Annotated in this window: 21 protein-coding genes and 1 tRNA gene; 17 read left to right on the top strand and 5 right to left on the bottom strand. The window is 53.4% G+C overall.

The window, feature by feature from the left end:
• Nucleotides 1–60: 60 nt before the first annotated feature.
• The 3 genes from LEP6406_RS0206380 (at nucleotide 61) to LEP6406_RS0206370 (ending at nucleotide 1,992) form a co-directional block, all read left to right on the top strand.
• Nucleotides 61–723 carry a TVP38/TMEM64 family protein gene (locus LEP6406_RS0206380; RefSeq protein ID WP_008314026.1) on the top strand — a complete coding sequence of 221 codons (663 nt, stop codon included), beginning with the start codon at nucleotides 61–63 and terminating at the stop codon, nucleotides 721–723.
• Between the two features lie 165 nt (nucleotides 724–888).
• The gene (locus LEP6406_RS0206375) at nucleotides 889–1,317 is read left to right on the top strand and encodes an ExbD/TolR family protein (protein WP_008314025.1); all 429 of its coding nucleotides are present in this window, start codon (nucleotides 889–891) and stop codon (nucleotides 1,315–1,317) included.
• Between the two features lie 219 nt (nucleotides 1,318–1,536).
• Nucleotides 1,537–1,992: a Fur family transcriptional regulator gene (locus tag LEP6406_RS0206370; RefSeq protein ID WP_027268901.1), complete on the top strand. Its 456-nt coding sequence runs from the start codon at nucleotides 1,537–1,539 to the stop codon at nucleotides 1,990–1,992.
• 33 nt (nucleotides 1,993–2,025) lie between these two features.
• On the opposite strand, the gene LEP6406_RS0206365 is transcribed toward LEP6406_RS0206370, so the two are convergent.
• Complete coding sequence (locus tag LEP6406_RS0206365; RefSeq protein WP_162160849.1) at nucleotides 2,026–4,083, bottom strand: glycoside hydrolase family 10-like protein; 2,058 nt, start codon at nucleotides 4,081–4,083, stop codon at nucleotides 2,026–2,028.
• A gap of 249 nt (nucleotides 4,084–4,332) precedes the next feature.
• Here LEP6406_RS0206365 and LEP6406_RS0206360 point away from each other — a divergent pair, with 249 nt between their 5' ends.
• Nucleotides 4,333–5,529, top strand: a complete 1,197-nt coding sequence (locus tag LEP6406_RS0206360) for a YihY/virulence factor BrkB family protein (RefSeq protein WP_155834644.1) — start codon at nucleotides 4,333–4,335, stop codon at nucleotides 5,527–5,529.
• A gap of 245 nt (nucleotides 5,530–5,774) precedes the next feature.
• Here the strand turns inward: LEP6406_RS0206360 and LEP6406_RS0206355 are convergent, their stop codons facing one another.
• Nucleotides 5,775–6,752: a hypothetical protein gene (locus tag LEP6406_RS0206355; protein WP_008314021.1), complete on the bottom strand. Its 978-nt coding sequence runs from the start codon at nucleotides 6,750–6,752 to the stop codon at nucleotides 5,775–5,777.
• A gap of 422 nt (nucleotides 6,753–7,174) precedes the next feature.
• On the opposite strand from LEP6406_RS0206355, the gene LEP6406_RS0206350 reads away from it, so the two are divergent.
• The 10 genes from LEP6406_RS0206350 (at nucleotide 7,175) to LEP6406_RS0206305 (ending at nucleotide 19,490) form a co-directional block, all read left to right on the top strand.
• Nucleotides 7,175–9,001 carry a fatty acyl-AMP ligase gene (locus LEP6406_RS0206350; protein WP_008314020.1) on the top strand — a complete coding sequence of 609 codons (1,827 nt, stop codon included), beginning with the start codon at nucleotides 7,175–7,177 and terminating at the stop codon, nucleotides 8,999–9,001.
• 84 nt (nucleotides 9,002–9,085) lie between these two features.
• The gene (locus tag LEP6406_RS0206345) at nucleotides 9,086–10,909 is read left to right on the top strand and encodes an acyl-CoA dehydrogenase family protein (RefSeq protein WP_008314019.1); all 1,824 of its coding nucleotides are present in this window, start codon (nucleotides 9,086–9,088) and stop codon (nucleotides 10,907–10,909) included.
• Nucleotides 10,910–10,976: 67 nt separating this feature from the next.
• Nucleotides 10,977–11,276, top strand: a complete 300-nt coding sequence (locus LEP6406_RS0206340) for an acyl carrier protein (RefSeq protein WP_008314018.1) — start codon at nucleotides 10,977–10,979, stop codon at nucleotides 11,274–11,276.
• Between the two features lie 166 nt (nucleotides 11,277–11,442).
• Complete coding sequence (locus LEP6406_RS0206335; RefSeq protein ID WP_008314017.1) at nucleotides 11,443–12,903, top strand: MBOAT family O-acyltransferase; 1,461 nt, start codon at nucleotides 11,443–11,445, stop codon at nucleotides 12,901–12,903.
• Between the two features lie 57 nt (nucleotides 12,904–12,960).
• The gene (locus tag LEP6406_RS0206330; protein ID WP_008314016.1) at nucleotides 12,961–13,887 is read left to right on the top strand and encodes a hypothetical protein; all 927 of its coding nucleotides are present in this window, start codon (nucleotides 12,961–12,963) and stop codon (nucleotides 13,885–13,887) included.
• 42 nt (nucleotides 13,888–13,929) lie between these two features.
• Nucleotides 13,930–15,774 carry a DCC1-like thiol-disulfide oxidoreductase family protein gene (locus LEP6406_RS0206325; protein ID WP_008314015.1) on the top strand — a complete coding sequence of 615 codons (1,845 nt, stop codon included), beginning with the start codon at nucleotides 13,930–13,932 and terminating at the stop codon, nucleotides 15,772–15,774.
• A 101-nt stretch (nucleotides 15,775–15,875) separates the two neighbouring features.
• Nucleotides 15,876–16,862 carry a glycosyltransferase family 2 protein gene (locus LEP6406_RS0206320; RefSeq protein ID WP_008314014.1) on the top strand — a complete coding sequence of 329 codons (987 nt, stop codon included), beginning with the start codon at nucleotides 15,876–15,878 and terminating at the stop codon, nucleotides 16,860–16,862.
• Nucleotides 16,863–16,947: 85 nt separating this feature from the next.
• Entirely contained in the window at nucleotides 16,948–18,555 is a 1,608-nt protein-coding gene (locus tag LEP6406_RS0206315) for a glycosyltransferase family 39 protein (protein ID WP_008314013.1), read from the top strand.
• A gap of 61 nt (nucleotides 18,556–18,616) precedes the next feature.
• Entirely contained in the window at nucleotides 18,617–18,955 is a 339-nt protein-coding gene (locus LEP6406_RS0206310; protein WP_008314012.1) for a DMT family transporter, read from the top strand.
• A gap of 130 nt (nucleotides 18,956–19,085) precedes the next feature.
• Nucleotides 19,086–19,490: an allophanate hydrolase-related protein gene (locus LEP6406_RS0206305; protein WP_008314011.1), complete on the top strand. Its 405-nt coding sequence runs from the start codon at nucleotides 19,086–19,088 to the stop codon at nucleotides 19,488–19,490.
• A gap of 135 nt (nucleotides 19,491–19,625) precedes the next feature.
• On the opposite strand, the gene LEP6406_RS0206300 is transcribed toward LEP6406_RS0206305, so the two are convergent.
• Nucleotides 19,626–20,405 (bottom strand): RibD family protein, encoded by a 780-nt coding sequence (locus tag LEP6406_RS0206300; RefSeq protein WP_008314010.1) that lies wholly within the window; start codon nucleotides 20,403–20,405, stop codon nucleotides 19,626–19,628.
• Between the two features lie 39 nt (nucleotides 20,406–20,444).
• A tRNA-Ser gene (locus tag LEP6406_RS0206295) sits at nucleotides 20,445–20,528 on the bottom strand.
• 79 nt (nucleotides 20,529–20,607) lie between these two features.
• Here LEP6406_RS0206295 and LEP6406_RS0206290 point away from each other — a divergent pair.
• Nucleotides 20,608–21,285 carry a potassium channel family protein gene (locus LEP6406_RS0206290; protein ID WP_008314009.1) on the top strand — a complete coding sequence of 226 codons (678 nt, stop codon included), beginning with the start codon at nucleotides 20,608–20,610 and terminating at the stop codon, nucleotides 21,283–21,285.
• Nucleotides 21,286–21,500: 215 nt separating this feature from the next.
• Here the strand turns inward: LEP6406_RS0206290 and LEP6406_RS26810 are convergent, their stop codons facing one another.
• Nucleotides 21,501–24,956 (bottom strand): CHAT domain-containing tetratricopeptide repeat protein, encoded by a 3,456-nt coding sequence (locus LEP6406_RS26810; RefSeq protein WP_051463628.1) that lies wholly within the window; start codon nucleotides 24,954–24,956, stop codon nucleotides 21,501–21,503.
• 213 nt (nucleotides 24,957–25,169) lie between these two features.
• Here LEP6406_RS26810 and LEP6406_RS26805 point away from each other — a divergent pair, with 213 nt between their 5' ends.
• The gene (locus tag LEP6406_RS26805) at nucleotides 25,170–25,421 is read left to right on the top strand and encodes a DUF433 domain-containing protein (protein WP_008311890.1); all 252 of its coding nucleotides are present in this window, start codon (nucleotides 25,170–25,172) and stop codon (nucleotides 25,419–25,421) included.
• A gap of 257 nt (nucleotides 25,422–25,678) precedes the next feature.
• On the top strand, nucleotides 25,679–26,446 hold the full coding sequence (locus LEP6406_RS0206275; protein WP_008311892.1) for a DUF4058 family protein: 768 nt from the start codon (nucleotides 25,679–25,681) through the stop codon (nucleotides 26,444–26,446).
• Nucleotides 26,447–26,594 lie beyond the last annotated feature (148 nt).

Below are 26,594 nucleotides of genomic sequence, written 5' to 3'. Positions count from 1 at the left end.
AAGAGGCGCTGCCACTGGTGATTGCTCTAGCTGCCTCTTGCCCACCTTGGTGCCGGAGTGATGGTCCTGTCGATCTTGCGCAAAAAGAGCTTTTGGTTGCTGGTGGGCTGTGGGATTGTACTGGCCCTGGGCGGACGCTATATTACCATCCTCTTTAATCCCCCCGCGTTACTGGATTGGCTGGATACCCTCGGCCCCTGGCAGGTGCCTGTATTTCTGGGAATTCATATTATTACCAATGTTCTGGGAATCCCCGCCAGCCTGTTGGTCGTTGTAGGGGGGATTCGCTTTGGGCTGTGGTGGGGGTCGCTCTGGTCGTTGCTGGGGGCAACGGCGGGCGCGATTGCGGCTTTTTGGCTGGCTCGCTATCTGTTGCAAGACTGGTTCCGTCACCGTTTTCAGCGCCATTCTCTACTGAGTCAGATTGATCGGCTGATGGATACCCATGCCATCAATTGTGTTCTAGCGGTGCGGTTTTCGCCCCTTTCTCCCTTCAATTTAGTCAACTTTTTGTTTGGCCTGACCTCGGTGCCTGTAACGACCTATGCCCTGGGCACCTTCATCGGCATCACGCCGGGGACCATCGCTTACACCTGGTTGGGGATGGCGGGGCTAGATGCGATCGCGGGCAGAGGACTCTGGCAGCTCGGTCTGGCCTTGGGTTTTCTGACCCTCCTCTCCCTGCTACCCCTGTGGCTACAACGGCAGCACCGAATACCGTGAACTAGGGGCTGTCAGCCTTCAATTTGTGAGCCTGCGTAGGTTGGTGAAGCGAAGTGGAACCCAACCTACGCAAACTCACCAAGGTAAAGTTGACTGAGCACTAGGAATACAGGCACAGTAGCCTATAGGCTATCCCCTAGCACAGCAGTGGATAGCCTGGAAGCAATGAATCTCCCCGACGAACCTGAGACCCGGACCCAGATCAACATCGTACCGATGGTTGATGTGATCTTTGCGGTGCTGATTTTCTTCATGGTATCGAGTCTGTATCTAACGCGATCGCAGCAGTCCCTACCCGTAAATCTGCCCACGGGCACCACCGGAGAAGAGAGCGGCCCCACCCAAAACACCTTGACAGTGGTGATGCAGCGGGAGGGGGGCCTGTTCCTTGGGACTCAACCCACCACCCTCGATGCTCTACCGGAGGCGATTCAGGTGCGTCGGGTGGGCACCCAAACGGTGGTGGTGGTGATTCGAGCTGATACCCAAGTGCCCCATGGTCAGGTCGTGGCAGTGATGGATCGGCTGCGCTCCATCCCTGGGGTGCAGATCGGCATCGCCATTCAGCCCCCCAGCCTGGAACCAAGTTTGTAGGCTACCAGGATTACGGCCCTGTCCAGCAGCTTTGTAACGGACTGTTGTGGAGTGGCTTTTCGGACCTCGATCCCCTACCCCTGGAGCCTTGAGGCCCATTGAAGCTTCCTGTACCCCCAGGAACAGTCAGGAAGTATTCCCAATAAGCCGACATTCTTGCAAATACCCCAGAGAAATCGCTATTATTGTCAATAGCCAAGCGCTATTGATAAGGAGGAGCTGGTGGCTTACACTGCATCTGCATTACGAGCAGAACTCAACGAGCGCGGCTGGCGCATGACCCCTCAACGGGAGACAATCCTGGAGACGTTTCAAAACCTGACCCGAGGGGAACACCTGAGTGCTGAAGATTTACGAGATCTCTTGGCGGATCAGGGGGAGCAGGTCAGTCTCTCTACGATTTACCGAAATCTCAAACTCATGTCCCGTATGGGTATTTTGCGGGAATTAGAGTTGGCGGAAGGTCAAAAACGCTACGAAATCAATCAACCTTCCCCCCACCATCACCATCATTTAATTTGTGTGCGCTGCAACAAAACCATTGAGTTCAAAAATGATTCGGTGCTTAAGGTGGGAGCCCGCACGGCAAAGAAGTCGGGCTACCACCTCCTGGATTGCCAACTCACCATCCATGCGGTGTGTCCCACCTGTCAGCGATCTCTATTGCCCGTTTAGAGTTTTTCGCTAACCCCCTGAGCCCGTTTGCGACTACAGGCGGGCTTCGCCATAGGTGAGAAAGCGGTCGATGGTGACCAGTCGCAGTCGCCATGCCTCTAGGCGATAGTCGCGGTTGGCGGTTTGCAGATCCATGCCTGCACCCAAGCCTTGGCGGAGATTTGTGAGGCGCGATCGCACCGCTGCAATGTCCCGTGGAGAGGGGTTAGAACCCAAATCATCTAGCGCTTCCCCAATGGCGTTGACCTCTGCAACCCAGTAGTCCAGCAGGTCGGGGCGCAGCCAGAGCTGACCATTACTCATCAACCAGTTCCATTCCCGTTGTAGGGTTCGGTAGCGGGCGGCAGCGGTGGCAAAGGGAGCCTTTTGGGGAATCGGCTGGGCTGTAGATCCTTGGGTACGACTCAGGATGGTTTGAAAACTGGTGTTCAGATTTGCGGTGGCAAAGAGGGCATAGCCAGGGCTGGGCAAATCTCGCAACGCCTGCATTTGATCCAACACTGCCGATTCCGACAGATTTAGGAGGCGAATGCTGGGAATGATCAGCGTCGAACCGTAATCTGCCCCTGCCGTTACCCAAGGTCGAATCAGCGATCGAAAGCCATTGGTGTCTTGGGCATAGCTCATCAACACAATCCAATCCACCAGCCCTTGCTTGGCCCAGGTGCCCCAGTCTTGCTGAATTTTTTGTAGACGCTCGTGGTCGGGCTGGGCAAAGACCGCCGTGGAGAGCACAATATCGGGGCGCAGTTGGCGCACCAGCCGTGAGGTCTCTCCCACAAAGGAGGTGATGCGCTGAATGCGAAACTCAGTCCAGCGATCCCACAGGAGACGCTGCCGCTCTTGCACGGCGGCGGGTTGGGAGAAGTCGATGCGGGGGGTTAGGGTCAGGGGATCAACCCCTGAGAGGGCTTCAAATTGCTGGCGGGCAGCGATGCCATAACCATAGGTACGGTTGGCGGAGGGATCCTGAAAGGGATAGCGAATATAATCGAGCTGGATGCCGTCCACATCATAGCGGGTGATAATTTCCTCCACTAGGCTCAGCAGGTAGGCTCGGGCCTCGGGGTTGGCAGGATCTAGGAAGGGCTTGGTTTGGCCTCGGGGGATGGGGTTGCCACTATTGTCATAGGCGGCCCAAGTGGGGTTGGCGCTGAGCACAGGGCCGGGATAGTCCTGGGGCTGGTTCAGCAAGACGTTGTGGAGTTGGTTGCCTGCGGCAAACACCCACACCCAGGCATGGAGTTCCATATCCCGCTCGTGGGCCAGTTCCACAGCAGCCTGGAGGGGATCCCAGCGTTGGGTGAAGGGGTTTTGCTGGGGGGCGATACGGCTGGGGTAGATCGGGTAGCTGGCGTTGACGGTTTCTAAAAAGACGGTGTTGATACCAGCGGCATCGAGGCGGTCAAAGAGGGTGGCAAGGCGATCTCGGGATCCGGCTTGTACAATCGTGCCTCGGTCCAGCCATATGGCTCGAATTTCTGGCTGGGCAAAGGGGCGATCTACCGGGAAGTTTTGCCAGAGGGTTTGCCGTGCCGCCAACCAGCGATCGCGGGCTTCTCCATAGGCTTGACGTTCATTTAAATCTGCCCAGTTGGCCAACAGTTCACGGGTTTCGACCAGAGCTGGGTGGAGGTCTGGGGGAAGAATGCCCACATTGCCATCTGTAGAAGCGGTCAGGATCGTATCGGGGTTGATGGCCCTAAGTGTGGTGGGTTGTTCAGCAGCATTGGCGGAGATTAGGGCGCTTTCAAAGCGTCCCATCAGGCTTTCTAGCTCCTGGCGCATGGAGATGGCTAGGTAGGGGCTGATGGGGGTATTGCCTGGTTCTACCCGTAGACCCGGTGGCGCTACTTGATCCGCTGGGTCGTCAAAGTTGCCCAGGGAACCGGCTGGGTCACTGCGGGGGACGACGCGCTGGGCCAGATGATCGTCAGTAGCTGGGGCCAGCAGTGCTGCTGGCGTGGTGGTCGCTGAGGGGCTGGCGGTTGCCGTCGCTGAGGGGCTGGTGAAGAGGGTTCCCAGGGCTATTGCCCCAACTGTAAGGCTCCATCGGTGCCCAGAAATCCTAATCGGGTTGTGGTCAGACATAGTGCGCTGTAGGAGTCCAATGCGGCCAGGAGGCAACTGGCCCTCTGACAATGGGGCAACTGGCCCTCTGACTATACATCCCCTCTCTGGGATTTCCCTGAACATTCTCCCTAGGGCTGGGACACCGAGATGGGGCTGGTGAGGGGGAGACTGTGCCAAGGCTTTTCCCATGGGCCAAAGGGGGTTTCAAGAGCTTAACATTTTGGAACATAATCCTTGTCCCGGTAGCATCGGCAGGGGGGCGAGACTGTGCCCTATTTTTCCCAGGGGCATTATCCTGGGGAGCAACTCTCGTCCTCATCTGGGGCATTGTGCCTCGGTCTAGCCGCGCCCATGCCTAGCCGCCGCAAGCTGTTAATGTTTCGACCACCGCTGCCCCGCTCACCCCGGCGGTCTCGCTTCCATGGCGTGGGACGCTTCTTGCGCTATCTGGACGGGGCTGCCTGTCGCGAAATTGCCCAAAAGGCCCATCGCCAACGCCTCCCTGGCCGGTCGGCGGAGATAGCCTATGGAACGCTGCTGGTCCTGGGGGCGGGAATCGTGGCGGTGTTGACAGCAATGGGCTGGGGGGAGAATCTGCGATGGTCAGAGACCGGCCCACAGGGGCCATCGCAGATCCTTGTCTTGTTGGCCCACTGGAGCGCTACGGTCCTGCCGGGGGAGATGGTTCCGGGGACTGACGAGATCTCTGGTCTAGGCCAAACCCAACAGCGGTGGTTATTTTTCGGGAGTCTATTCTTGGCTCTCTGGGCTGCTGTGGGGGTGATGGGCACCGTGCGGGAGACGCTGGATCTGATCCATGGCTTGCCGCGATCGCGATCCCAACTGGGATCCCAACTGCGATGGCTAAGGGCCGGCCCTTGGCCATCGCGGCTACTAACCCTGGGGCTGGCCCTGAGTACCCTGAGCTTGTTGATCCTGGCCTGGGGGCTCGTTTTTGCCAGCGATGCCCTACTGCGGGCTGGGTCTTTCCCGGAAAATTCCCCCTGGTCTGGATGGTGGTTACTTGGGTGGCAGATGGTGAGTTGGCCCCTAGCGGTGGGGGTGGTCACCCTGGCGCTGGGATTGCTGTATCGGTTTGGTCCCCGTCGTCACCGTCGCCGCCGCCCGGTGCTGCCGGGAGCAATCTTGGCTGCAATGAGCTGGGTGGGGTTAGCTGCTGTGGTGCGACTGGGGAGTCCTGCCCTCTCTAGTCTCTGGCAGATTCATCCCTGGATCTACGGTGGGGTAATCCTGGTGGTGTTGCTGCTGTGGCTGCACTTGGGTTGGTTGCTACTGCTGCTGGGGAGCCAAGTCAATATAACGGTGGGCCATCGCCGTGATCTCGCCCTGGGTCCCCCTCCCGGCAGTACTCCCCGCGTGCCCCCTCCGGCCTTTGAGACCTTCACTATCCATCGACCCGCTCGATCTACGCCCCCTTGGTATGACGGCGATCGGGATGTGTAGGCGAGATTGAGAAGCTAACCCTAATACGGGCATCAACCTAAGCTGAGACAATATGGGCTCCGAGGAATTCAGGAGTCAGAATCCAGTACTCTCCTAGATTCTGGCTCCTAACTCCTCCCCACGAGATTTGTCCCGCTTTGAGTTGATACCCCAACCTGAGTTCGACTTAAGCTTCGCTGCCCATCCGCCAGGGAATAAATTGCCCTGGCTCATAGCAGAAGTCCGTTAAACAGGAGCAAAGCCCTTCATGGGCAGCCGCTGGGATCAGCGTCAACGGTGAACTCTAGCGTATACAGCTTGTTATTTGGCTTCCCGTCTTGGACTGCATCTGCGGGTGGAGTAGGTGATGGCCAATCTAATTGCCTAATTTCTTCCTGGGCTTGGTCTATCGCTTGCTCATCCAAGAGAGGATATTTCGATGAATAGATAACTTCAAACCCTTCCAGAATAGTGCCGTTTGGATCTAAGACAACCGCTAAAAGCCCTTTTGCAGGGGGAGGATTCAGGGGATGCTCACATTTGAGCTGATAGGAGATGCTGAATGTATGGGGTATCAACAAAATATCCTTGATGGCAAAGTCAAGATTATCTCCCCAATTACTGGCATCAGTGATGGCAGGTAGTCCTTGCGGATCTCCAGCCTTTGCGTTTGCATCAATGGCGTAATTCTGGGCATTGAGTAGACGCTCTTCTAGAGTGGGCTCTCCCGCCGCAGAATCATCCTCAACTAAAGGGGGGCCATCGATATTGACATCTAGATCAGCCTGAGTGGAAGGCTGGGGCTGAGATGTTTCCGAAGACTGGGTTGGGGCAGGACGTGGGGCTGGGGAGGGACTCTGGGATTGGGCCGGAGGAGATTTAGGGACTTCCTTGACCGGAGTGGGGGGCCTTTCCGCCTCAGCGAATTCCGGCAGAGCCACAACTTCCATGGCTGGAGCCTGGGTAATTTCGATTTCTTGTGGCTCTAGCTCCTCCAGGGTTTCGGCTTCCGGTAGGGGCAATGCCAACAGTAACCCGTGGGCCAAGGTGGAAACAGCGATCAAGGCTACTCCCCGCCAGTGACTGCGCAGCGACCTTACCGCCAAGAAGGACGAAGCCTGTGGGATTTCAGTGGAATTTTGGCGCGATCGCGCTATTCGGGGCGATGAATTTTCAGGCGATGTTGGCCCAGTCACGGTCTGATCCTCTTGGGGCGCAATGGATACAAGCGGGACTAACGTCATAGGGGTTGCAACCCTACACCATCGATACAGCCAGGGTCTGCAAGGGTTTGCCAGATATTTTCAAGCCTAGGAGCCTTTGCTGATCGCGATCGCACCAAACAGGACAGTTTTTCTAGCGGCTCTCTACTCCTAGGGAATCTAGAGGTAGCCAAGGTGTAGCGAGCATTCTGGGGAGTATGTTTCTGTAGAATTCCCCGTTTTTCTGAGATCTGAGAAGGGAAATAAGGGCTTCATGTTTCCCATGCAAGTTTGTTTTTTCTGTAAAGCGTCTCCGTATTTTCATCAGCCTACCGAAAACCTGTGTCAGTATGAACCTAAATCTTTTGCCAGGGATGAGTGATGGGCCTAACCCCTTAGCCTTGGCCTGTTGAGGACTCTGCCACTGCTGTCCAGCCCACCCTAGATAACTCGAATTAACCACTATGGTTCAGTCTCCCTCAGTACCTCAATTTGCCACGTTGGTAAATCTGCTACAGCACCGCGCCGAGTACCAGCCGCAGCAGCTTGCCTATCAATTCCTAGAGGATGGCAAAACTGAGGCAGCCTCCTATACCTATAGCGAGCTAGATTGGCAGGCCCGTGCGATCGCAGTTCAACTCCAGGAGACTAAGGCCAAGGGGGAACGGGCGCTCCTTCTCTATCCTCAAGGCATAGAAGTGATGGCGGCCTTTTGCGGTTGTCTCTACGCTGGCGTAATCGCCATCCCCGTGCCCCCGCCAGATGCGGGCCGAATGAAGCGGGCTTTGCCCCGCCTGCGGGAAATTGTCAAAGACGCCGCCGCCACCTTGGTTCTCAGTACTCAGCGCATCATTGATCTGTTTCGCGATGCCGAGGTGGATTTCCCCGAGTTCGACACGATGCGGTGGATTGATACCGAACAGGTGGATCTCACCCTCGCCGATCAGTGGCAAAATCCCCAAGTTGATAAGGACGTTTTGGCCTACCTTCAATACACCTCTGGCTCAACCTCGGTTCCCAAGGGCGTGATGCTCAGCCATTACAACCTGATGCACCACTCCGCCTATCTTCAGCGGGCCTGTGGTTACACCCCCGACGGAGCCACGGTCACCTGGATGCCCTACTTCCACGACTACGGCCTCGTTGAGGGATTAATCCAACCTCTGTATACGGGAGCGCCCTGCTACATCATGTCGCCCCTAGCCTTTGTAAAACGACCCCAGCGCTGGCTAGAAGCCATTTCCAAATATCGGGCTACCCATAGTCAGGCTCCCAACTTCGCCTACGACCAATGTGTGCGTCGGATCAAGCCTGCCAAGCGAGAAGGTCTGGATCTGAGCCATTGGAAAGCGGCGGGTAATGCGGCGGAACCCATCAATCCTCGGGTAATGCGGGAATTTACCGAAGCCTATGCCCCCCATGGCTTCCAATGGACTACCTTTGCTCCGGCCTACGGACTAGCGGAGGCCACTCTGCTGGTGTCGAGCAAGCCCGTGGCAACTGAGCCTGTGATTTTGCCCTTGAATGCCGATGCCCTAGAGCAAGGTCGGGTGGCTTTGGCCCAAGCCGATCAGTCCTGCCGGGACACGGTGAGCTGTGGCCAATTGGTCTGTGAAACCGAGGTGGTGATTGCCCACCCGGATACCCTGACTCGCTGTGGAGCAGATGAGGTGGGGGAAATTTGGGTGGCTGATCCGGGTGTGGCCTCTGGTTATTGGCAGCGACCTGAGGTGAGCGCGGAAACCTTTGGTGCCCGTCTAAAGGGAGAAAGCGGCGGACCTTACCTACGCACTGGGGATCTAGGCTTCCTCCGGGCAGGGGAGCTCTACATCACTGGACGGATTAAGGATCTGATCATCATTCGCGGCACCAACCACTATCCCCAGGATATTGAGTGGACGGTACAACAGTTGACCCCAGCGCTGCGGCCTGACTATGGGGCAGCCTTTTCCATCATTGATGAGGGGGAAGAGAAACTCGTGGTAGTGCAGGAGGTGGAGCGACAGCATCAGCTCACGCTGCCAACGGAAGAGGTGCTGGCGGATATTCGACAGGCTATCTCCGAGGTCCATGAGCTACAGGTCTGTGCGATCTCGTTGGTGAAATCTGGCAATGTCCTCAAAACCTCCAGCGGCAAGATTCAGCGTCGCGCCTGTCGCGCCAGTTTCTTGACGGGCACCCTGGAGGTGATTGCTGACTGGAGCGAGAATCCCCGCTTCACCGCCAAGGTCCGCGACTTCAGCGATGATATTGAGTCCCTTGCCCGTCAAATTCAGACAGCTCGAACTTAATGGCACTACTGGATTGCACTACTGATCAAAACCAAACAATCCGACCTGTTTCCCCCTAGCCGCGTCACTTTAATGGACAGCCCCATGCCTCCACTCAAGCAGTACTGGATTGCCGCAGCCCTAGAGCGTGACTTGGGTCACCCTGCCGACCCCAATAGCCCATTGTCCTTTCAGCGCACCGCTGAGTTAGATGAGCAGGAGACCTTCCCCACTGCTGAAGTGGAGTGGCTCTATAACTGGAAGCTGCAACGCTACTACATTCCGACCGATTGCGGAGGCGAGTTTACCTCCTTTGAGGAATTTGTCGCCTTTGTCCGGGTGCTTTCCCGCCGTGATCTGAATATTGCGATCGCATTCACCACCATGTTTTGGTCCTTCCTCACTTGGATGGCCGGAACCGAGGCCCAAAAACGGAAGCTGGCCCAATTCATGATCGAAGACCATGGCACGATGTGTCTGGCCTACTCCGAGCGCGACCACGGCAGCGATTTGGTGGGTGGCAGCGTCGTGGCCAAGAAGGTTCCCGGCGGCTATCGTCTCACCGGAGAGAAATGGCCCATTAACCGCGCTACCCGATCCGGTATCACTTACGTGCTGGCCCGTACTGATGAGGAAGGGGGCAATCGGGGGCTTTCCCTCTTCATGGTAGACAAGCGGGAACTGGATCCGGCCCACTATGGCAACTCCCCCAAAATCAAAACCCACGGCATTCGTGGGGCCGACATGAGCGGCATTTATTTCGAGGACTGCTTTGTTCCTGACGAAATGCTTCTGGGTCCAGAGGGCCATGGACTAGAACTCGCCCTCAAGGGTTTCCAGATTACCCGCGCCCTCTGCGCTGCGTTCTCCCAGGGCTCCGCCGATACCTGTCTGCGTACCACCCTCAACTTTGCCCTGAACCGTCGTCTCTACGGCAAAACCGTGTGGGATATGCCCCACCCTCGCCGCACTCTGATCAATGGCTTCTTAGATATCCTCACCTGTGACTGCGTTAATATCGCCGCTGCCCGAGGTTTTCATGTGGTCCCTCGTCAGTTTAGCGTCTGGTCAGCAGTGGACAAATACTTTGTCCCCGTCACCCTGGAGAAGATGCAGCAGGAGATCTCCGTAGTGTTGGGAGCGCGGTTCTACATGCGCGATGAACACGATAACGGCGTGTTTCAAAAGATGCTGCGGGACAGTTCTATCATCAGCGTCTTTGACGGCAGTTCCGTCGTGAATCTCCACGCCCTGATTCTCCAGCGACGGCAGTTGGCTAAGGCCCGAGACCGCCGGAAACCCAAGGATTTGGAAGCACTACAGGCCCGTCTGCACAATAGCTTTGACCTGAGTACCGATCTACCGCCCTTTGCCCCTCAGCAGTTAGAGCTGATGAGTCGTGGGGCCGATGATGTCCTCCAGGGTCTAGAAACAGCATTGGCCACCCTTCAAGACCAGGGGCTCATACAGGCACAGGTCGAAGAGCAGGTGTTGAGTCTTCTTCAGCAACAAGGCGAATTACTGTTGAAGGTATTGGATGAGCAGGACACTGCGATCGCAAATAGTGCCTTCGAACATGGCCACGACCAGTCCTTTGAGTCTTTTGAGATGGCAAAACAGTACTGCCGTCTTCATGCCGCCACTGCCTGTCTGCACATGTGGTTATACAACCATCAGCAGTTGGGCGACTTCTTTGCCCAGGGCCAATGGCTAGTGCTGTGCGTGGATCGCCTCCTCGCTCACCTCAGCCCTGAGCGGCCAGCGGTACCCACCAGCTACTACGAAACTGTAGCGGTGGAGCTGCTGCGGCTACATCAGGAGGACAAAATGTTCTCCATTGTGCCATTCCAACTGGCTCAGGCATCTGTGCCGGAGTCTAACGTGGGTGCTGCTGAATCAGCGATGCCTGCCCTTCAGTTGCAAGCCTAGGCTGCCAAACCGAAGCCAACTGAGTCCTCTACCTGCCCATTTTCCTAACCCATACCTACGAGCACCTATGAACTCCACTGTCACTCAATCCCAAGTTGCAACCTCCCCCGTTGAAGCAATTCAGGTCTGGCTGGTCAATCAGCTTGCTGATGTGCTGTCCCTAGATCCCAACACCGTAGATGTGACCCAGCCCCTGACCCGCTATGGCTTGGATTCCATTGACGCCGTCACCCTAGTCGGAGATTTGGAAGATTGGCTAGACCTAGAACTACCCTCCACGCTCCTGTGGGATTACCCCACCATTGCAAAAGCCGCCACCTATCTCGTGGACGAGTTCGAGGTTTCCGTAAATGTGAGCGACCTGTAACTTTTCCCTAGTTACTGCGTGATCTGGGGATTGGGAAAACTTGTATCCTAGTCCCTCCTAGAACCAAGGCGATCGCCCTGCTGTCTTACCAGGGACTGATGCCCAAGTTTTATCTGCCTATGTCCAGCCCCGTTCCGGTCTATGGGATCAGTAAGGAGACACCACTTTGAATTTTTCCGAGTTTTCCTTTTGGTGGATTTTACTGCTGTTTTCCGTACCCTTCTTTACGGTGCGAGCGGTAGCAAGATCTTTCAATCTATGGCGCGACGTATTTGACACGGTGGGCCTAGCCGCCATGTCATTATTCCTATTTTCTAATGCTAGCCGTACGAGCTTTTTAGTATTTTCAATTGAAATTATTGTCAACTATTTAATGGTGAAGTGGATGTTGACTCGCGAGGGCAAACAGGCTCGTGCGATCGCCACTGCTATTATCGTATTTGATGTGGCTGTATTGGCCTATTTCAAATACCTCACCTTTTTCATAGAAGATTTTATGGGTATTGCAATAACAGTCCCGAATAACTGGCAGGCAGGTTTTCCATTGCCAGTATTTAGCCAAATCCCACCTGGGGTATCTTTCTATACCTTCCAAATGGTGGCTTTTGTTGTGGACTCCCTCCAAGCCCGTCGCAAAAAGCCCATTGCCTTCCTGGATTATCTCAATTTCGTATCCTTTTTTCCCCAAATTGTGGCAGGACCCATTGAGCGTCGAGCTAGCCTACTACCTCAAATTGAAAAGTTTCGCTTCAAATTCACCGTTGAAAATTTTGACCTAGGGTTGCGATGGCTCACCTTGGGTCTTTTCATGAAGTTTGTCTTAGCAGACAATATCGCTCCGTTTATTCAGCTTGAAGAGGCTAGTAATGCTTGGTTGGTATGGTTCTATGCTTTTCTCTTCACCCTGCGGATTTACTTTGACTTTGCCGGGTACAGTTTTATGGCTTTGGGCATTGCCCGGATGCTAGGCATACGGCTAACGGTGAATTTTCTCGCTCCCTATACCTCCCAGAGCATTAATGAGTTTTGGCGACGCTGGCATGTGTCCCTAAGTACTTGGTTTCGCGATTACGTTTTTTTACCTCTGATGGGATCTCGAAAGTCCTGGGCACCAGCCTTCTTGTTTATCACCTTTGTACTCTCAGGATTTTGGCATGGAGCGGCCTGGAACTTCATTTTCTGGGGAGCTTACCATGGGGCGTTGTTATTGCTACTACGCTATGCAGGGCGACCTTTTCAGCGGATGGTGGGCAAGTATGTGAAGCGGCCTCAAGTTCTGTCTTGGGCACTGACCTTTGGCTCGGTTATTTTTGGCTGTCTGTTCTTTATGGAACTGAATACGACTAGGCTCTTTACCAAGCTGCTGACCCTGGTAACGCCTTGGTCCTATTCCTTCAGTAATTTGGCCAGCGCTTTTGGCCATTTCACTATTAATGAAGGCATTGCCTTAGGGCTGACATTGTTTCTGGCGGCAGGATTTTTGCTGATGGAGCATATTGCTATATGGCAGGAGCGGACTCTGGAGTATGAACTATTTCTGGTGCCTTGGGTCTCGCGAACATTACTGGTCCTGACTATTTTATTTGCCGCCAATATTCCGTCGGAGTTTATTTACTTCGAGTTTTAGAACGAAGCCTCGAACAAACGCAGTTTAATCAGTCAATTTTGGAACAGGTTGAGAGTTATGAGAGGGTCATTAAAGCTACTGAGTTGGGCCGCGATCGCAGGCATCACTTGGACCGCAGGGAGTCTATACAACATCTATGGCGGCGGTGAAACGACGTGGCTGCGGGCAATGTACCAGCGCAAGGTGGCACTCGCCGAGGAAATTGAGACCCCCAAATTGCTCATTACGGGGGGGTCTGGTGCCCACTACACCATCAACTCGGATATTTTAGAAGCCGAACTCGGTCTGCCAGTGATCAATATGGGTATTGACGGACCAGTCGGGCTCAACCTGATTTTGCCCAGCGTGTTGCCCCAGGTGAACCCTGGTGACACGGTTCTGCTGATTCCTGAATATTTGTTGTTGAGCCATGAGAACGGTTTAGGGGAACGTTCCGGTTCCTTTGCCCTTGCCACCGGACAGCCCTTCACAGGAAATATTCCTCCTCGGCAATTGGCCCAGGAGGTCATGATGTTGGGTATCCCCTCCCTGCGAGGGATGGTGAAATCTGCCACAGATGTTGCCACCCTAGGTCGGGTAACGGGCTACTACGACGACCCTCTCACCCCAAATGGGGATCCTACGGTAGAGAAAGAGCGGGTGGGAGACTGGTGGAAAATAACTATTCGCCAGCCTGCAACTCCCCATACCCTAAAGCGGATTACCCAGTTTCGAGAGGAGGTCGAGGCGCGGGGAGGAACCCTATTGCTCTCCCTGCCCTGGGTCTATGCTGATGGTAGTGATTCTAGGACTCAAGACAGCATCCGTACTACGGCGGAAGCGTTGGCCCAGATTGCCCCCTTGGTGTATGACCCCAAGACCTTCAACATTCAGGTTGATGTAAATCTCTTTGCCGATACTCATTACCACCTGAAGCCTGAGGCCAGGGAACTGCGATCGCAGGAGCTGGCCCAACAACTCCAACCCCTCCTGCCTACGCCTTAGATTCCCCTTCTATTTCCATTGCCCTACGATTCCTGTTGCCCTATGACTGCTGCTGCCCGCCCCGGATTTTGGGAAAAACGCTATGGTCTCGATCTGCGATCTCTAGCCCTATTTCGGATGGGCTTAGCCCTTGTTATTTTGGCAGATCTGACTACCCGCTTCGGTGACCTGACCGCTCACTATACAGATGCAGGAGTCTTGCCTCGACAAGCAGTGGCTGAAATTCTACCCGATTGGTATTGGTCTCTGCACCTGATCAGCGGCCAACCCTGGTTCCAGGCAGGGATCTTTTTGATCGCGATCGCGATCGCGATCGCCCTCTTCGTAGGATGGAAAACTCGCCTTGCCACCATTGCCTCCTGGGCACTGCTCATTTCCCTGCACAACCGCAACCCAGCCCTCATCTTCGCAGCCGATGATGTTCTGCGAGCCGTTATGTTTTGGGCCATGTTCCTCCCCCTTGGGGCCAGCTACTCTATTGACAGTGCTCTCAATACTAATTCCCGCTCCCTACCTAAACGATTCTTTGGGGCTGCTACCCTAGCCCTGATGGCGCAGCAATGTTTCATCTATATATTCTCTGCCTTTTTCAAAACGACTAGCCCTACTTGGTGGCCTGAAGGTAGCGCTGTTTACTACGCCCTTAGCTACGACCAATATGTCACCCCACTAGGCGCTTGGCTCTTGAACTTGGGCGCATTGTTGCCTTTATTCACCTTTTCTACTTTAGTTCTAGAATGGGTAGGGCCATTGTTTTTATTCTTTCCTATTCGTACGGACTTAGTTCGCAACATCACAATCGTTACCTTTATTCTACTTCATTTAGGATTTGGTCTTACTCTCAATTTAGGTATATTTCCAGCTCTAAGTATTACCACTTGGCTTGTCTTTATCCCTACATCGGCCTGGGAGCGTTGGAGTAAGCGAGTTTACGACTCAGAACGGTATGGATTGACCATTTACTACGACATAGACTGCGGATTTTGCAAAAAAGTTGTGTATTTAATTCGCACCTTTTTAGCTTTGCCCAGTACCCCCCTAACCCCAGCTCAAGAAATTCCTGAAATTGCTGCTGCTATGGAGCAAGAAAATTCCTGGGTCGTGGTCGATTGGCAAGGACATCATCGCTATCGGTTTGAGGCAATCGCCTATGTTTGTAGCTTATCCCCTCTATTCTGGTGGATAGCTCCCCTGTTGCGATGGTCACCTCTGATGGGATTAGGGACACAATTCTATGAGGCGATCGCTAATAATCGGCGGCGAGCGGGCCTACTCACCCGTCCCCTCGCCTTCAAAACTTTTTCCGTGAAACCAACTCGGCTCCAGAACGGGGCCGCTGGGCTGCTACTACTATTGACCTTTCTGTGGAACGTGCGCAGTATTACCAACCATTACGCCTTTGTAGATAGCCCCAACTCCGCCATTCGCGTCCTGCGTCGTATCACCAATAGTCGTACAGCTAATCGTCTCCACGGTCTTATGCAAGCTGCCCGCCTAGACCAGTCTTGGAGTATTTTTTCCCCTAGTGCTCCCCGTGATGATGGTTGGTACATCGTAGAGGGAATTCTGGAAAACCAAGATCGCGTAAATCTACTTCAGACTGACCAAGCTATCTCGATGGAAAAACCCACTCTAGGCCAGCGGCAGGCTCTCTACCGCAACCTGCAATGGCGCACCTACTTCATTAACCTCAACCGTACAGTGGGAGAAACCCTATATCCTTACTACGGCGACTACCTATGCCGGAGTTGGAACCAAAAGCATGACTCTGGACCACACCTCAGTAGCTTAGAGGTCACCTTTATGGACGAACGGACTGTCCCCCCCGGTAAAACACAAACCGTGGCTGAGACCCAACCCTGGAGCCAGCCCTGTCCTGATCCTTGACGACCTACTTAGGAGAAATACTTCACATAAACGACAGATTTTCCCAAATCATACCAATCCCTTCTCCCCTTCTATTACACGCTGACCACAAGGATGACAGTATGCATGAAACCTTAGAGCAGCACAATATCAGTCCAGATAGCATCTTTTCTCAGAATCAAATCGCTGTTTTAATTCCCTGCTATAACGAAGCTATCACCATTACTCAAGTGGTTCAATCCTTCAAACTAGCTTTACCCGAAGCAACGATTTACGTTTATGACAATCGCTCTACAGACGACACTTCTATCCGAGCCCAAGCAGCCGGAGCTGTGGTCTGTTACGAAGCCCAAGCAGGTAAAGGACATGTCGTTCGCCGCATGTTTGCCGATATTGAAGCCGATATTTACATTATGGTTGATGGAGATAACACCTACGAGGTTCCTGCAGTTAGGCGACTCGTAAACCGTCTAGTGACTGAAAATCTAGACATGGTAGTCGGTACCAGACAACCCTCTCCAGAAAGCAACGAAGCCTACCGTCTAGGCCATCGAGGCGGCAATTTGTTTTTGACTGGAGTGGTGCGATTCCTTTTTGGGCGGCAGCTCAAAGATATGCTATCAGGCTATCGAGTTATGTCAAGACGATTTGTTAAATCCTTTCCCGCTTTATCCAATGGCTTTGAAACGGAAACAGAACTGACTATCCATACCCTAGAGCTAAATATCCCCTTCGTTGAAGAACCAACCCTATTCTATTCACGTCCCGATGGTTCGGAAAGCAAGTTGAAAACTTTTTCCGATGGATGGCGCATCCTAGGGACAGCTCTACTCCTATTTAAAGAAGTGCGTCCCGCCCTGTACTTTGGCATTCAATTTATCGTTTTGAGTATATTAGCGATCGCTCTGGGGATTCCCTTGATAAAAACATACTTGGAAACGGGATTAGTACCACGAATACCAACTGTGATTCTTTCAGCCTCTATGATTTTATTGGCTTTTCTGAGCTTGTTTTGTGGACTGATATTAGATTCAGTTGCCCGTGGAAGACGAGAGACAAAGCGACTAAACTACCTTGGCTACCCTGCCACCAAAAATTATACTAAATAGCACCAAAAGTTCTAAATAAAGGTTGGTTTTGGGTCAAAAATTTTCGCCTCAACTACTGAATAGTTAATTTGATGATAAAAATTTGATGATGAAAACCTTACTCAAGCTGACCCTAGTTTCCTTGCTCTGGCTACTGACAATCACCTCAGGAGACATGGGCAGTCTGGATACAGAGCTGAGACTACAAATGGCCCATGCTTGGTGGACAGGCACAGAAGAGGTAAAAGTATCACCAGATATCACACCCATTGTCAGAGGTGACATTCGATTTGGAGTGGAGGGGGCCGATGGTAGTCGCTATATCGCCTATGAAACTGGCCAATCATTTTTGATGTTGCCAGCTGACTGGATTGGAACTCAGATTCACCGTAGTTGGCCTGTACTTTCTGAGCAAACTACAAGAAATATAGCCGTCAGCATATTGACATTCATTCCTGTCAATATTGCTTTGATTTTAGCTGTATATTGGTTGCTTAAGTTGTTCTCTTTTGAAAATAATATTGCTGTTGCTAGTAGCTTACTTCTACTGCTGGGAACAACTGTCTTGCACTATGCTCAAGTTCACCAGCATAACAATCAACTATTATTGTTGGCAGTATTAGGTTACGCAACAGCTATAAAATATCTGCAAACTCAGCAAGCTAAATGGTCCTTCTTGAGTGGTTTGGCATTGGGGATGGCAATTTGCATCCGAGTGACTAGCGTAATTCATGCCTTTGCAGTGATGCTATTTCTAGTTGGTGCAATTCTATGGCAGGAAAAACGATTTAGAAAATTGATTAATAGCCTAATTCCTTGGATTGTGGGTATTCTTCCTCTTCTGATTTTTAGTAGATATGTGGATTTCCTCAGGTTTGGTAGTTTCTTTGCCTCCGGCAAAAGCGTTGAAAAACTTCAGCTAGCGACTGACCCCATGTGGGAAGGATTACCCCAGTTACCAGACAACTATCCCTTAATCAACAATCCCCATGTGGGTATTCTAGGGCCATTATTATCTCCGGCAAAAAGTATTTTTCTGTATGATCCATTACTAATTCCCTGTCTGATTCTAGTTGTGATAGCTTGGCACAAGCTGTCACCTTTACTGCGGTTGTACCTCTTTACAGCCATTCTGAATTTATCGTTGCATCTAGCAGCCTACAGTCGTTTCGTTTTTTGGCATGGGGACTCTGCTTGGGGAGCAAGGTATCATGTAACCTCAGTTCATCTTCTTCTTATTCCCCTTCTAGGCTTATTCTTGGGTAACTTACTGATAGTAAACAAGGTTAGACGTTGGGCAATGCTAGGTATTGCCGGTGTTGCTATCTCAATACAGCTTTTCTCAGTCTCTATGCCTATGAACTTAGAAATATTCCAGAAAAATGTAGGGGTACCAGGGACTCGATTTGATCTGCGTTTGCTGCAAAGACCTATTAATTTGGCTTGTTTAGTCAACTCTTCTTTGTCAAGAAGTTGTGTTGAGCAGAATCCTAATAGTCAAGAATTCGTAGAAGGTTGGAATCATATCTACTTTTTACCTTTTAACCTGGCGCAAAACTCAGATGAAGCCAAGCAAGCACCAAGGTTAATAGGCTTTTTATACTTTTTCTGGACTGCAATGCTAATAGGCTCCGTAGCTTCAACTGCTTGGCTCACCAGCTCCCTATTAAACCCGGAAAACAAACTGGATATGCCCAAGAATTTGTCGCTCTAGCTAGTATAATGATGATCTTCAGATTGTTGCGAATATATCTAAACTTAGGAACTCATTGGTAATGCAAAATGTTTTGATTTTGATCTTACTTGTACCTGTTTCAGTCGCTTTAAACACCATTGGTCAAATTCTACTGAAATTTGGTTCTGTCCATGGAATGGTCAACTGGCATGTTCTGGGGGGTGTTACAGCCTATGCGATGAGTACTGTTTCTTACTTACTAGTTTTACGAAGACTTGATGTTTCCATTGCCTATACACTGGTTTTCGGTTTGACCATTGTAGCTACGACCCTTGCTGGAGCAAATGTATTTAAGGAGCAGGTGGGCATCCAGCAATGGATGGGTGTAGGCTTAGTGCTCAGCGGTATTTGTGCGATCGGATTTGGAAATCCCAGATAGGGATCTGTGCGATGAATTTTGCATCAATTCCACAAGGAATTTCTCTCCATCAGCGGCTACGCTCTCTATCAGCGGCTACGGATGCTGTCGTTGGCAGCTAACGATACCTATTTCACTATTCTTTAGATTTATGGCAGATACGTTGAAGTTGGCAGTGAATGGAACGCTGATGCGAGGGTTGGCGCTGAATCCTAATTTGCTCAATGTGGGGGCGATTTTCAATGCCGAAACTCAGACAGAGGCGGCTTATCGCCTGTGGAGCATTGATGATGAATATCCGGCGATGGTGCGGGTGGCGGCGGGGGGAGTTGCGATCGCGCTAGAGATCTGGACTGTGCCGTTGGCGGGCTTGGGGGTGATTCTGATGCAGGAGCCGCCGGGACTAGCTATTGGCAAGGTGAAGCTGGCGGATGGGGAAATCGTGTTGGGGGTAATCGGTGAACCTCTGACGGTGCAGGGCAAACGGGAAATTACAGAGTTTGGTGGCTGGCGCGCTTATCAGCAGTTTCTCTCTTCGGTTGCGACTGCTACCTAGGCATCGGTGGCGCGATCTCAGCACTGTTTCACAATCCCTGAGAGGGTTTGGGTGGGGTGAAGCCCCCAGCCTATAGGCGAGCGAGTGGAGGCAGAGCCTACGGTTGCGGTTTCCAGACGGGGTCTGGGGCACCTATCACCCATCCACCCTGTCACCCGTCGGTACACGGCGATAGTGCAAAAACACCTCATCCGCCACCACTCGACAGGAGACTAGGCGTAGGTGCGGAGCTTCGGATAAAGCCAGCCCCGCGCCGTCACAGGGGGTCGGAGTCTGGGCTCCTCCTAAGAGTCGGGGACAGACGGTGAGGTGGAGGTCATCGATGAGATCCGCCTCGGCCCAGGCGGCTACCAGAGCGCCGCCCCCCAGCAGCGCCAGGGATGTGAGTCCGGCGGCTTTGAGTGCGATCGCAATTTCACGCCAATTTGTGGTCTTGTCAGCCTTTGGAGAAATCTCTCCACTACAGGAAGCGTCAGCGGTAGTCAGGAGCGGCAAAACCCGATCGAATTTCTGCTCTCCCTGCCAAAGTCCTCCCCCTGCTGGGGTGGTCAGCAGCCATCGGGGTACCGCCTGCCGGAAAAAAATCATCTGGGGATCTAACTGGCCACTGGCGGAACAGACGATTTGAATGGGCTGGGGTATTTGCCCCCGGTGCTGGCGCTGAGCCAACAGGTCTCGATCTCGCACTGAGAGGCAGGTGCCATAGGCCCGCAGCGTACCGGCCCCAAACAGCACCCCATCGACCTGGGCCACCTGGCGTTGGAGATGGACTAAATCCGCCGAGGAGGAGAACCGGGCAGCACTGCGATCTCGCGGGGCGATCTTCCCATCCACACTCATGGCCAACACCACCGTTGTCTGGGGGCGTTCAGGGAAGACAGACGCAACACAGCAGTTTTCTGGGTCAGTAGTCATCTCCCCCAACTTCTGGATCCGCTAGCCTTGAAACGTATACGGAGAGGGAGGGATTCGAACCCTCGGACCTTTTGGGTCATCCGATTTCAAGTCGGACGCAATCGACCACTCTGCCACCTCTCCTAGGTCTGACCTATTTTATGACAAATCCTTTCTCTCCATTGAGGATAATGGGGCAACATCCAAACCAGAGGCTATAGGAATGTATGTTCTGATTGGTGGCGCGGGGATGATGGGATTGGACTTGGCCAAAACCCTGCTACCGATGGGCCACACTATCGCTGTGCTGGATACGGATCCCCTCGCCTGCCAGCACGCCCGAGAAAAGATTGGGGTCATGGCCTTTGAGGGCAGCGCCGTGAATACGAGCATATTGATGGAGGCGGGCATTCGCAAAGCAGATGCCATCATCGCTGCTCTACCCCAAGATGCGCTCAACTTGGCCATGGTGACCCTAGCCAAGCACTATGGCGTGGGCCAGATTGTGGTGCGAATGAGCGATCGCGATTTTGCTGAACCCTACCAACTGGCGGGGGCGACCCACATCATTAGCACGACGGAACTTGCGATCGCGCGGGTAGTCAACGCCATTGAATATCCCCAAGTAGATGCCATGATGCACTTTGAGCAGGGGCAGGTAGAGGTACTGAAACTCTCCCTTCCCCAGCAGTGCTCTATCGTGGGACGCAGTGTGGCAGAGATTGCTCAGGATCCCCGCTTTCCCGAGGGAACCTTGATCATCGGCTACCAAGGCCACCCCCATGAGGATTTAATTATCCCCAACGGCAGCACGGTTTTAGAAAGTGGCTCGACTATTCTCACCGTCACAAAACCCGACCTTGTGCGGCAAATGATCACTTTTATGGGGTTGTGCACCTAACCAGAATTTGCGACAGCGCCGTTAGGGCAAAGCCAGCGGAGCCTGGGTTCGAGTTCTGGAGTAGGACTTCGCCCTAGGGCGTGTGGACCATTAATGGGGAAACCCTTGCGGGGTAGGCATGACCACGCCCGCCCTACTGAAGCCAGTTAGGGGCTGTAACCGCTCGATAGCGCGGGTAAAGTATTCGGAGAAGATATTGCATCTCGGGTGCGACCCTAAAGCGATCGCCAATTCCCCGCCAGCACAAACGCCGCCCAATAGTAGGGATGGCTATACTCGCCCCCCCGATTGATCATCTCCAACTGCACCACCCGCAGCGCCTCACTGCGACCCATCCCCGCCATCAGCTTTTCGTAATACCGGGCCATCAGGCTCTGGGTGCCAAAATCATCCACCTGCCACAGACTCAGCAGTTGCGTCTCCGCCCCAGCAATGCCAAAGGCCCGCCGCAGACCATACACCCCCTCCCCATTGGCCACATCCCCCAACCCGGTGTCACAGGCAGAGAGCACCACCAATTGGGTGCCAAAGAGATTCAGTTGGGACGCTTCCAGGGCGGTGAGCACCCCATCTTCATCGCCACTGCGGCGGGGATTGAACCCAGCCAAGGCCAAGCCCGATCGCAGTAGGGGATTCTCGACAGCGATACCAATAGGGGCAGTACTGGCGAGGGGATTATCGGTGCTGAGGATGCCCAAGCCTCGACTGTCGGGTGCAGGCCGTTCCACATCCGCCAGAAAGAACCCATGGGTGGCGATGTGGAGAATGCGGGGGGACTGCACCTGCTTGAGGGCATTCTCCGTAGCACGGCTCTGATCCAAGACGGTGGGATTGTTCAGGAGAGGTGCGATCGCATCTAGTTCCACCGCAGTCCCTTCCAGGGGGCCAAACTGCAACTGCCCCAAGGCTCCAGAGGTGCGTTCACTGGTCGCCCTAGAGGCTGACCCCACTGCCGCCACCAGATCCCCTGGCCCACCTCCCGAGCTGGGCGGCGGGGTAAGAGAGGCGGTGTCATAGTCAGGATTGGCGACCACCACAGCGGGGTTAGTGCTGGGGGGGACAATGCCGAACTTGACCAGATCCCGTCCCGTATTCAGATAACTGATCTGGTATTGCTCCACCAAGTAAGTCACTGAGCCGCCCCGCCCCGCTCCCTGAACGGAGTCGAAGGGCAATGCCTCAAAGGGCAGCAGATTCAGTTGACCATCGGGGGAAATCAGCAAATGCTCTCGCCCCTGGAGGTGGGGGGCGATGGGGTCAAAGACCAAGGCTTTAATCGCACCCGTCACAGTCTCTACCCGATCTGGGGCAATTTGTACTGCCACAGTACCCCGCCGTTGAAAATCAGCGCGGGTATCTTGCAGCAACCCCACAAAGGACTGGACGGCGGCATCAATCTCGGCGGCATCGCCCAGATCCACTGCCTCAATGCGGCCATCGGGAAACAGCAGATAGGCAGCGTAGCGGGCTGCTGCTCCCCAGGGATTGCGGGGATCTTGGGCGTTGAAAGGGCGATAGCGAACGTATTCGACTAGGACGCCATTGGTGGGGAGGTTGGCGGCGACGGTGGCGATATCGGCGGGGGTGCTTTCGGCGCGGAAGGTGGCGCTACGGCGAGCGAGGGTGCTTTCCAGTTGGTTGGCTTCGGCTTCCAGTTCTGCCAGTCGAGCCCGGTAATGGTCTGGGGGCAGGTTGGGGGGTGGGTTGAAGGTGAGGTTGGCCAGTTGGCGCTGGGTGTCGGTGAGTTGGTCGAGGGTGGCTTGGTCTGCGGGGGTGAGGTTTTGGCGCAGCACTTGCAGGCTACTGGTGCCCGCATCCAGGATGCGGCCTTTGCGGCGCAGCAGCGTGGTCAGCGCTAGTTCTGCTGCTTCGGGGGAGGTGGGGGCGGATTGGAGATGGAGGGAAGTGGGAGCTTGGCTAGTGCCCAAGATGGTGGTCACATAGGCTTGTCGCTGGGCCTCGGACAACGTTGCCAGGTTTAGATCCAGGTGCCACTCTTCAATGTCGAGTCCCTGCCTGAGAAGCGCTACCGCCTCCCCATAGAGCCCCTGGGCTTGGTAAAGCAAGGCTATGTTATTGAGGCTGTTTGCCACATCGGGATGGCGATTTCCCAGACTAGTTTCAAAAATGTTGAGCGCGCGCCGGTAGAGAGGAAGGGCGGCAGCATAATTGCCTTGGTTTTTGTAGAGTCCGGCCAGGTTGTTGAGGCTGGTTGCCACATCGGGATGTCGATTCCCCAGACTGGTTTCAAAAATGTTGAGCGCGCGCTGGTAGAGAGGGAGAGCAGCAGTATAGTTACCTTGGTTACTGTAGAGTCCTGCCAAGTTATTGAGACTTTGGGCGACATCAGGATGGTTCTCGCCTAGACTAGCTTCTCGAATGTTGAGGGCGCGCTGGAGAAAAGGTAGGACAGCAGTATAATTGCTTTGGGATTGGTAGAGTAGTGCTAAGTCGTTGAGGCTGGTTGCTACATTGGGATGGTTCTCGCCCAAAACAATCTCTCGAATGTTGAGGGCACGTTGATAGAGAGGAAGGGCAGCAGCATAATTGCCTTGGTCTTGGTAGAGTCCGGCCAAGTTGCTGAGGCTACTAGCAATATCAGGATGGTTCTCGTCTAGGGTATTTTCATGGATGCTGAGGGCACGCTGGTAGAGGGGTAGGGCAGCAGCATAATTGCCTTGGGCTTGGTAGAGTCTTGCCAAGTTGTTGAGACTGATGGCGACATTGGGATGGTTCTCGCCTAGGACAGTTTCAAAAATGTTGAGCGCGCGTTGGTAGAAAGGGAAGGCAGCGGCATAGCTACCTTGGTTGCTATAGGCTAATGCCAGATTATTGAGACTGATGGCGACATCAGAATGGTTCTCGCCTAGGACAGTTTCAAAAATGTTAAGCGTGCGCTGGTAGAGGGGAATAGCAGCAGCATAGTTACCTTGGATACGGTAGAGTTCTGCCAGATTATTGAGACTAATGGCGACATTGGGATGGCTCTCGCCTAGAGCGGTTTCGTAAATATTGAGGGCGCGTTGAAGGAGGGGGAGGGCAGCAGTGTAGTTGCCTTGAGCACCGTAGAGCACTGCCAAGTTATTGAGGGTGATGACAACATCTGGGTGCCTCTCGCCCAGCTGGGCTTGGCGAATCCTCAGAGCCTCCTCAGCTAGAGGAATAGCCTCAGCGTAGCGGCCTGCTTGATGAAGTTCGATAACTTGTTGGTTAAGGCTTCTGACTCGCTCCAGAGCCTCACGTTGTTCCAGGGTTAATCTAATGCTCTGCCACTGGAGACGGTAGGAGTCAATCCGATTTGTATCACTCCCCATAACACTAATCAGATATCTGCCTGTGCGGGGGAGTGTGACTTGAAGACGGGCAATAGCCCCTGAAACCTGACCCAGATATCTCCCAGTTTCAATGTCGATCAATACCAGTAGTGCTGCAAATCCATCGGTAGTAAGTTCGAGTATGAGAGTGTCACCAGCATTGCCCTGAATTACATGGTTATTAAAACGGCCCGTCTCTCCTAGAGCCCTGCTGTTTTCATCCAGTTGCCCAGTAATGGTAGTGGGGGCGGTTTGGGCTAGGGTGACGGGTACTGCTTGCGGGGGTAGGGCTACGGCTCCCGGTGCCCACAGCAGGCTCATCATGATCCACGCCGCCCATTGCCGTTGCCGTGCCATTGGTTTGCCCCCAGGTACTCTCCGTAAAGGTACCTACTTCCCCGCCCCGCGCACTTATTCACCCCCAGTCTCTTTAGATTTCCTGCCCGCCCCGTAGGCTGGGCCAAGGCACGCCGACCCAGCAACTTTCAAGGGCGACACCCCAGTAGCTGGTCAACGGACCCAGTCTACGGTTGCTAATAACTTAAACAGTCCCGTACCCTCCACACTTCCATGGCGCTGCGTGACCTTGAGCCTCAGCTTCTAGCCCTCAACCCAGCAGAAAAAGCCCAAGCCGTGCAGATCTTGCTTCAGAGCCTCGGCACCGTCTGGGCTGGGATTGAAAAAACACCGGGTATTTGCGGTGGCGATGCCCGAATCGCTCAGATCCGCATTCCGGTCTGGGTACTGGTGCAAGCCCGTAACCTGGGTATCAGTAGCTTTGCACAACGGAGCAAGACCAAAGCTTACAGCCTCTCAGCTTAGGGATCTTCGGGTTAATAGTGCACCCAGGGGCCAGGTTTTCTCCCTCTGGGAGCAAGCCCGATCAGCGGGTCGTTTATTTTCCTGCAAATCCCTTATGTTCCTCAAGCCTCAGGAAAAATCATCCTCATGGGATCTAGTGACTGGAGAGGGAGAACAATCGCTATGGTCATTAGCAGGCAAGATTACCTCTTTTGAACCAAGCAACAGCGATAGAATGGAGCAATTAGCGAAGCATCAACGATCGGTTAGATGATCCTATGCTGAACCCCTTTCCCGGTATGAATCCCTATCTTGAACACCCGGAATTGTGGCATCAGGTGCATAATCGGCTGATTGTGGGCCTTGCAGATGCGATCGCCGATCAAGTTGCCCCCCATTATTTCGTTTCTATTGAGCAGCGCATTTATCAATCCTTTGCAGATCCTCAAAGTTTAGTTGGGATTGCCGACGTCGGCATCAAGCGAGATCCGTGGGTCACCGATCAATCTAATGCTTTATCAGGATCGGTGAGTGTGCTCACCAAGCCCCAACGGGTTCAGATTGCAATGCCCTGGGAAGTCAAAGAACGCTATTTAGAAATCCGCGAAGTGGCCACTAAAGAATTAATTACGGTTCTGGAAGTCCTCTCTCCCAGCAACAAACGAGCTGGAGAAGGGCGATCAATCTACGAGTCTAAACGCATCAATATTCTGGCCTCTAAGACTAACTTGGTGGAAGTTGATTTACTGAGATCAGGACGGCCAATGGCAGTTCAGGGGGCACAGAAGTCCCAATATCGAATTTTAGTGAGTCGAGCCAGCGATCGCCCAGAAGCAGACTTATTTGCCTTTAATTTGCAGGAAGAAATTCCAGATTTTCCTATCCCTTTGCGGAGAGAGCACCCAGAACCGATGGTGAGTTTACAAGCCACCCTAAATGATACCTATCGGCGAGGCCGATTAGATTTGCTGATCGATTATTCAAAAGACCCCGTGCCAGAGCTAGGGGCGGGTGACCGACTCTGGGTTAAGGAATTGTTGGTTTAAACCGCTTATCGCCAATTTAAACCTTGCCCAAGTCCAGAAGCGGAATTTCCCCGGTGGAGAAACTCCAGATTTCGAGCTGGACTTGGTATAGTCTTCAGTCATGGGAGTCAGCTTAGAGAACGGCAATCATCACTAGGAAGGAGGAAGC

The sequence above is a fragment of the Leptolyngbya sp. PCC 6406 genome (genome assembly GCF_000332095.2).
GTDB lineage: Bacteria > Cyanobacteriota > Cyanobacteriia > Phormidesmidales > Phormidesmidaceae > PCC-6406.
This window is presented reverse-complemented; position numbering and strand designations above follow the sequence as displayed.

What these genes read in the sequence shown, in the direction of transcription:
- LEP6406_RS0206380 (WP_008314026.1), top strand. Translation starts at nt 61, where the DNA reads ATGGTCCTGTCGATCTTGCGCAAAAAGAGCTTTTGGTTGCTGGTGGGC.
- LEP6406_RS0206375 (WP_008314025.1), top strand. Translation starts at nt 889, where the DNA reads ATGAATCTCCCCGACGAACCTGAGACCCGGACCCAGATCAACATCGTA.
- LEP6406_RS0206365 (WP_162160849.1), bottom strand. Translation starts at nt 4,083, where the DNA reads ATGTCTGACCACAACCCGATTAGGATTTCTGGGCACCGATGGAGCCTT.
- LEP6406_RS0206355 (WP_008314021.1), bottom strand. Translation starts at nt 6,752, where the DNA reads ATGACGTTAGTCCCGCTTGTATCCATTGCGCCCCAAGAGGATCAGACC.
- LEP6406_RS0206350 (WP_008314020.1), top strand. Translation starts at nt 7,175, where the DNA reads ATGGTTCAGTCTCCCTCAGTACCTCAATTTGCCACGTTGGTAAATCTG.
- LEP6406_RS0206345 (WP_008314019.1), top strand. Translation starts at nt 9,086, where the DNA reads ATGCCTCCACTCAAGCAGTACTGGATTGCCGCAGCCCTAGAGCGTGAC.
- LEP6406_RS0206340 (WP_008314018.1), top strand. Translation starts at nt 10,977, where the DNA reads ATGAACTCCACTGTCACTCAATCCCAAGTTGCAACCTCCCCCGTTGAA.
- LEP6406_RS0206330 (WP_008314016.1), top strand. Translation starts at nt 12,961, where the DNA reads ATGAGAGGGTCATTAAAGCTACTGAGTTGGGCCGCGATCGCAGGCATC.
- LEP6406_RS0206325 (WP_008314015.1), top strand. Translation starts at nt 13,930, where the DNA reads ATGACTGCTGCTGCCCGCCCCGGATTTTGGGAAAAACGCTATGGTCTC.
- LEP6406_RS0206320 (WP_008314014.1), top strand. Translation starts at nt 15,876, where the DNA reads ATGCATGAAACCTTAGAGCAGCACAATATCAGTCCAGATAGCATCTTT.
- LEP6406_RS0206315 (WP_008314013.1), top strand. Translation starts at nt 16,948, where the DNA reads ATGATGAAAACCTTACTCAAGCTGACCCTAGTTTCCTTGCTCTGGCTA.
- LEP6406_RS0206310 (WP_008314012.1), top strand. Translation starts at nt 18,617, where the DNA reads ATGCAAAATGTTTTGATTTTGATCTTACTTGTACCTGTTTCAGTCGCT.
- LEP6406_RS0206305 (WP_008314011.1), top strand. Translation starts at nt 19,086, where the DNA reads ATGGCAGATACGTTGAAGTTGGCAGTGAATGGAACGCTGATGCGAGGG.
- LEP6406_RS0206300 (WP_008314010.1), bottom strand. Translation starts at nt 20,405, where the DNA reads ATGACTACTGACCCAGAAAACTGCTGTGTTGCGTCTGTCTTCCCTGAA.
- LEP6406_RS0206290 (WP_008314009.1), top strand. Translation starts at nt 20,608, where the DNA reads ATGTATGTTCTGATTGGTGGCGCGGGGATGATGGGATTGGACTTGGCC.
- LEP6406_RS26810 (WP_051463628.1), bottom strand. Translation starts at nt 24,956, where the DNA reads ATGGCACGGCAACGGCAATGGGCGGCGTGGATCATGATGAGCCTGCTG.
- LEP6406_RS26805 (WP_008311890.1), top strand. Translation starts at nt 25,170, where the DNA reads ATGGCGCTGCGTGACCTTGAGCCTCAGCTTCTAGCCCTCAACCCAGCA.
- LEP6406_RS0206275 (WP_008311892.1), top strand. Translation starts at nt 25,679, where the DNA reads ATGCTGAACCCCTTTCCCGGTATGAATCCCTATCTTGAACACCCGGAA.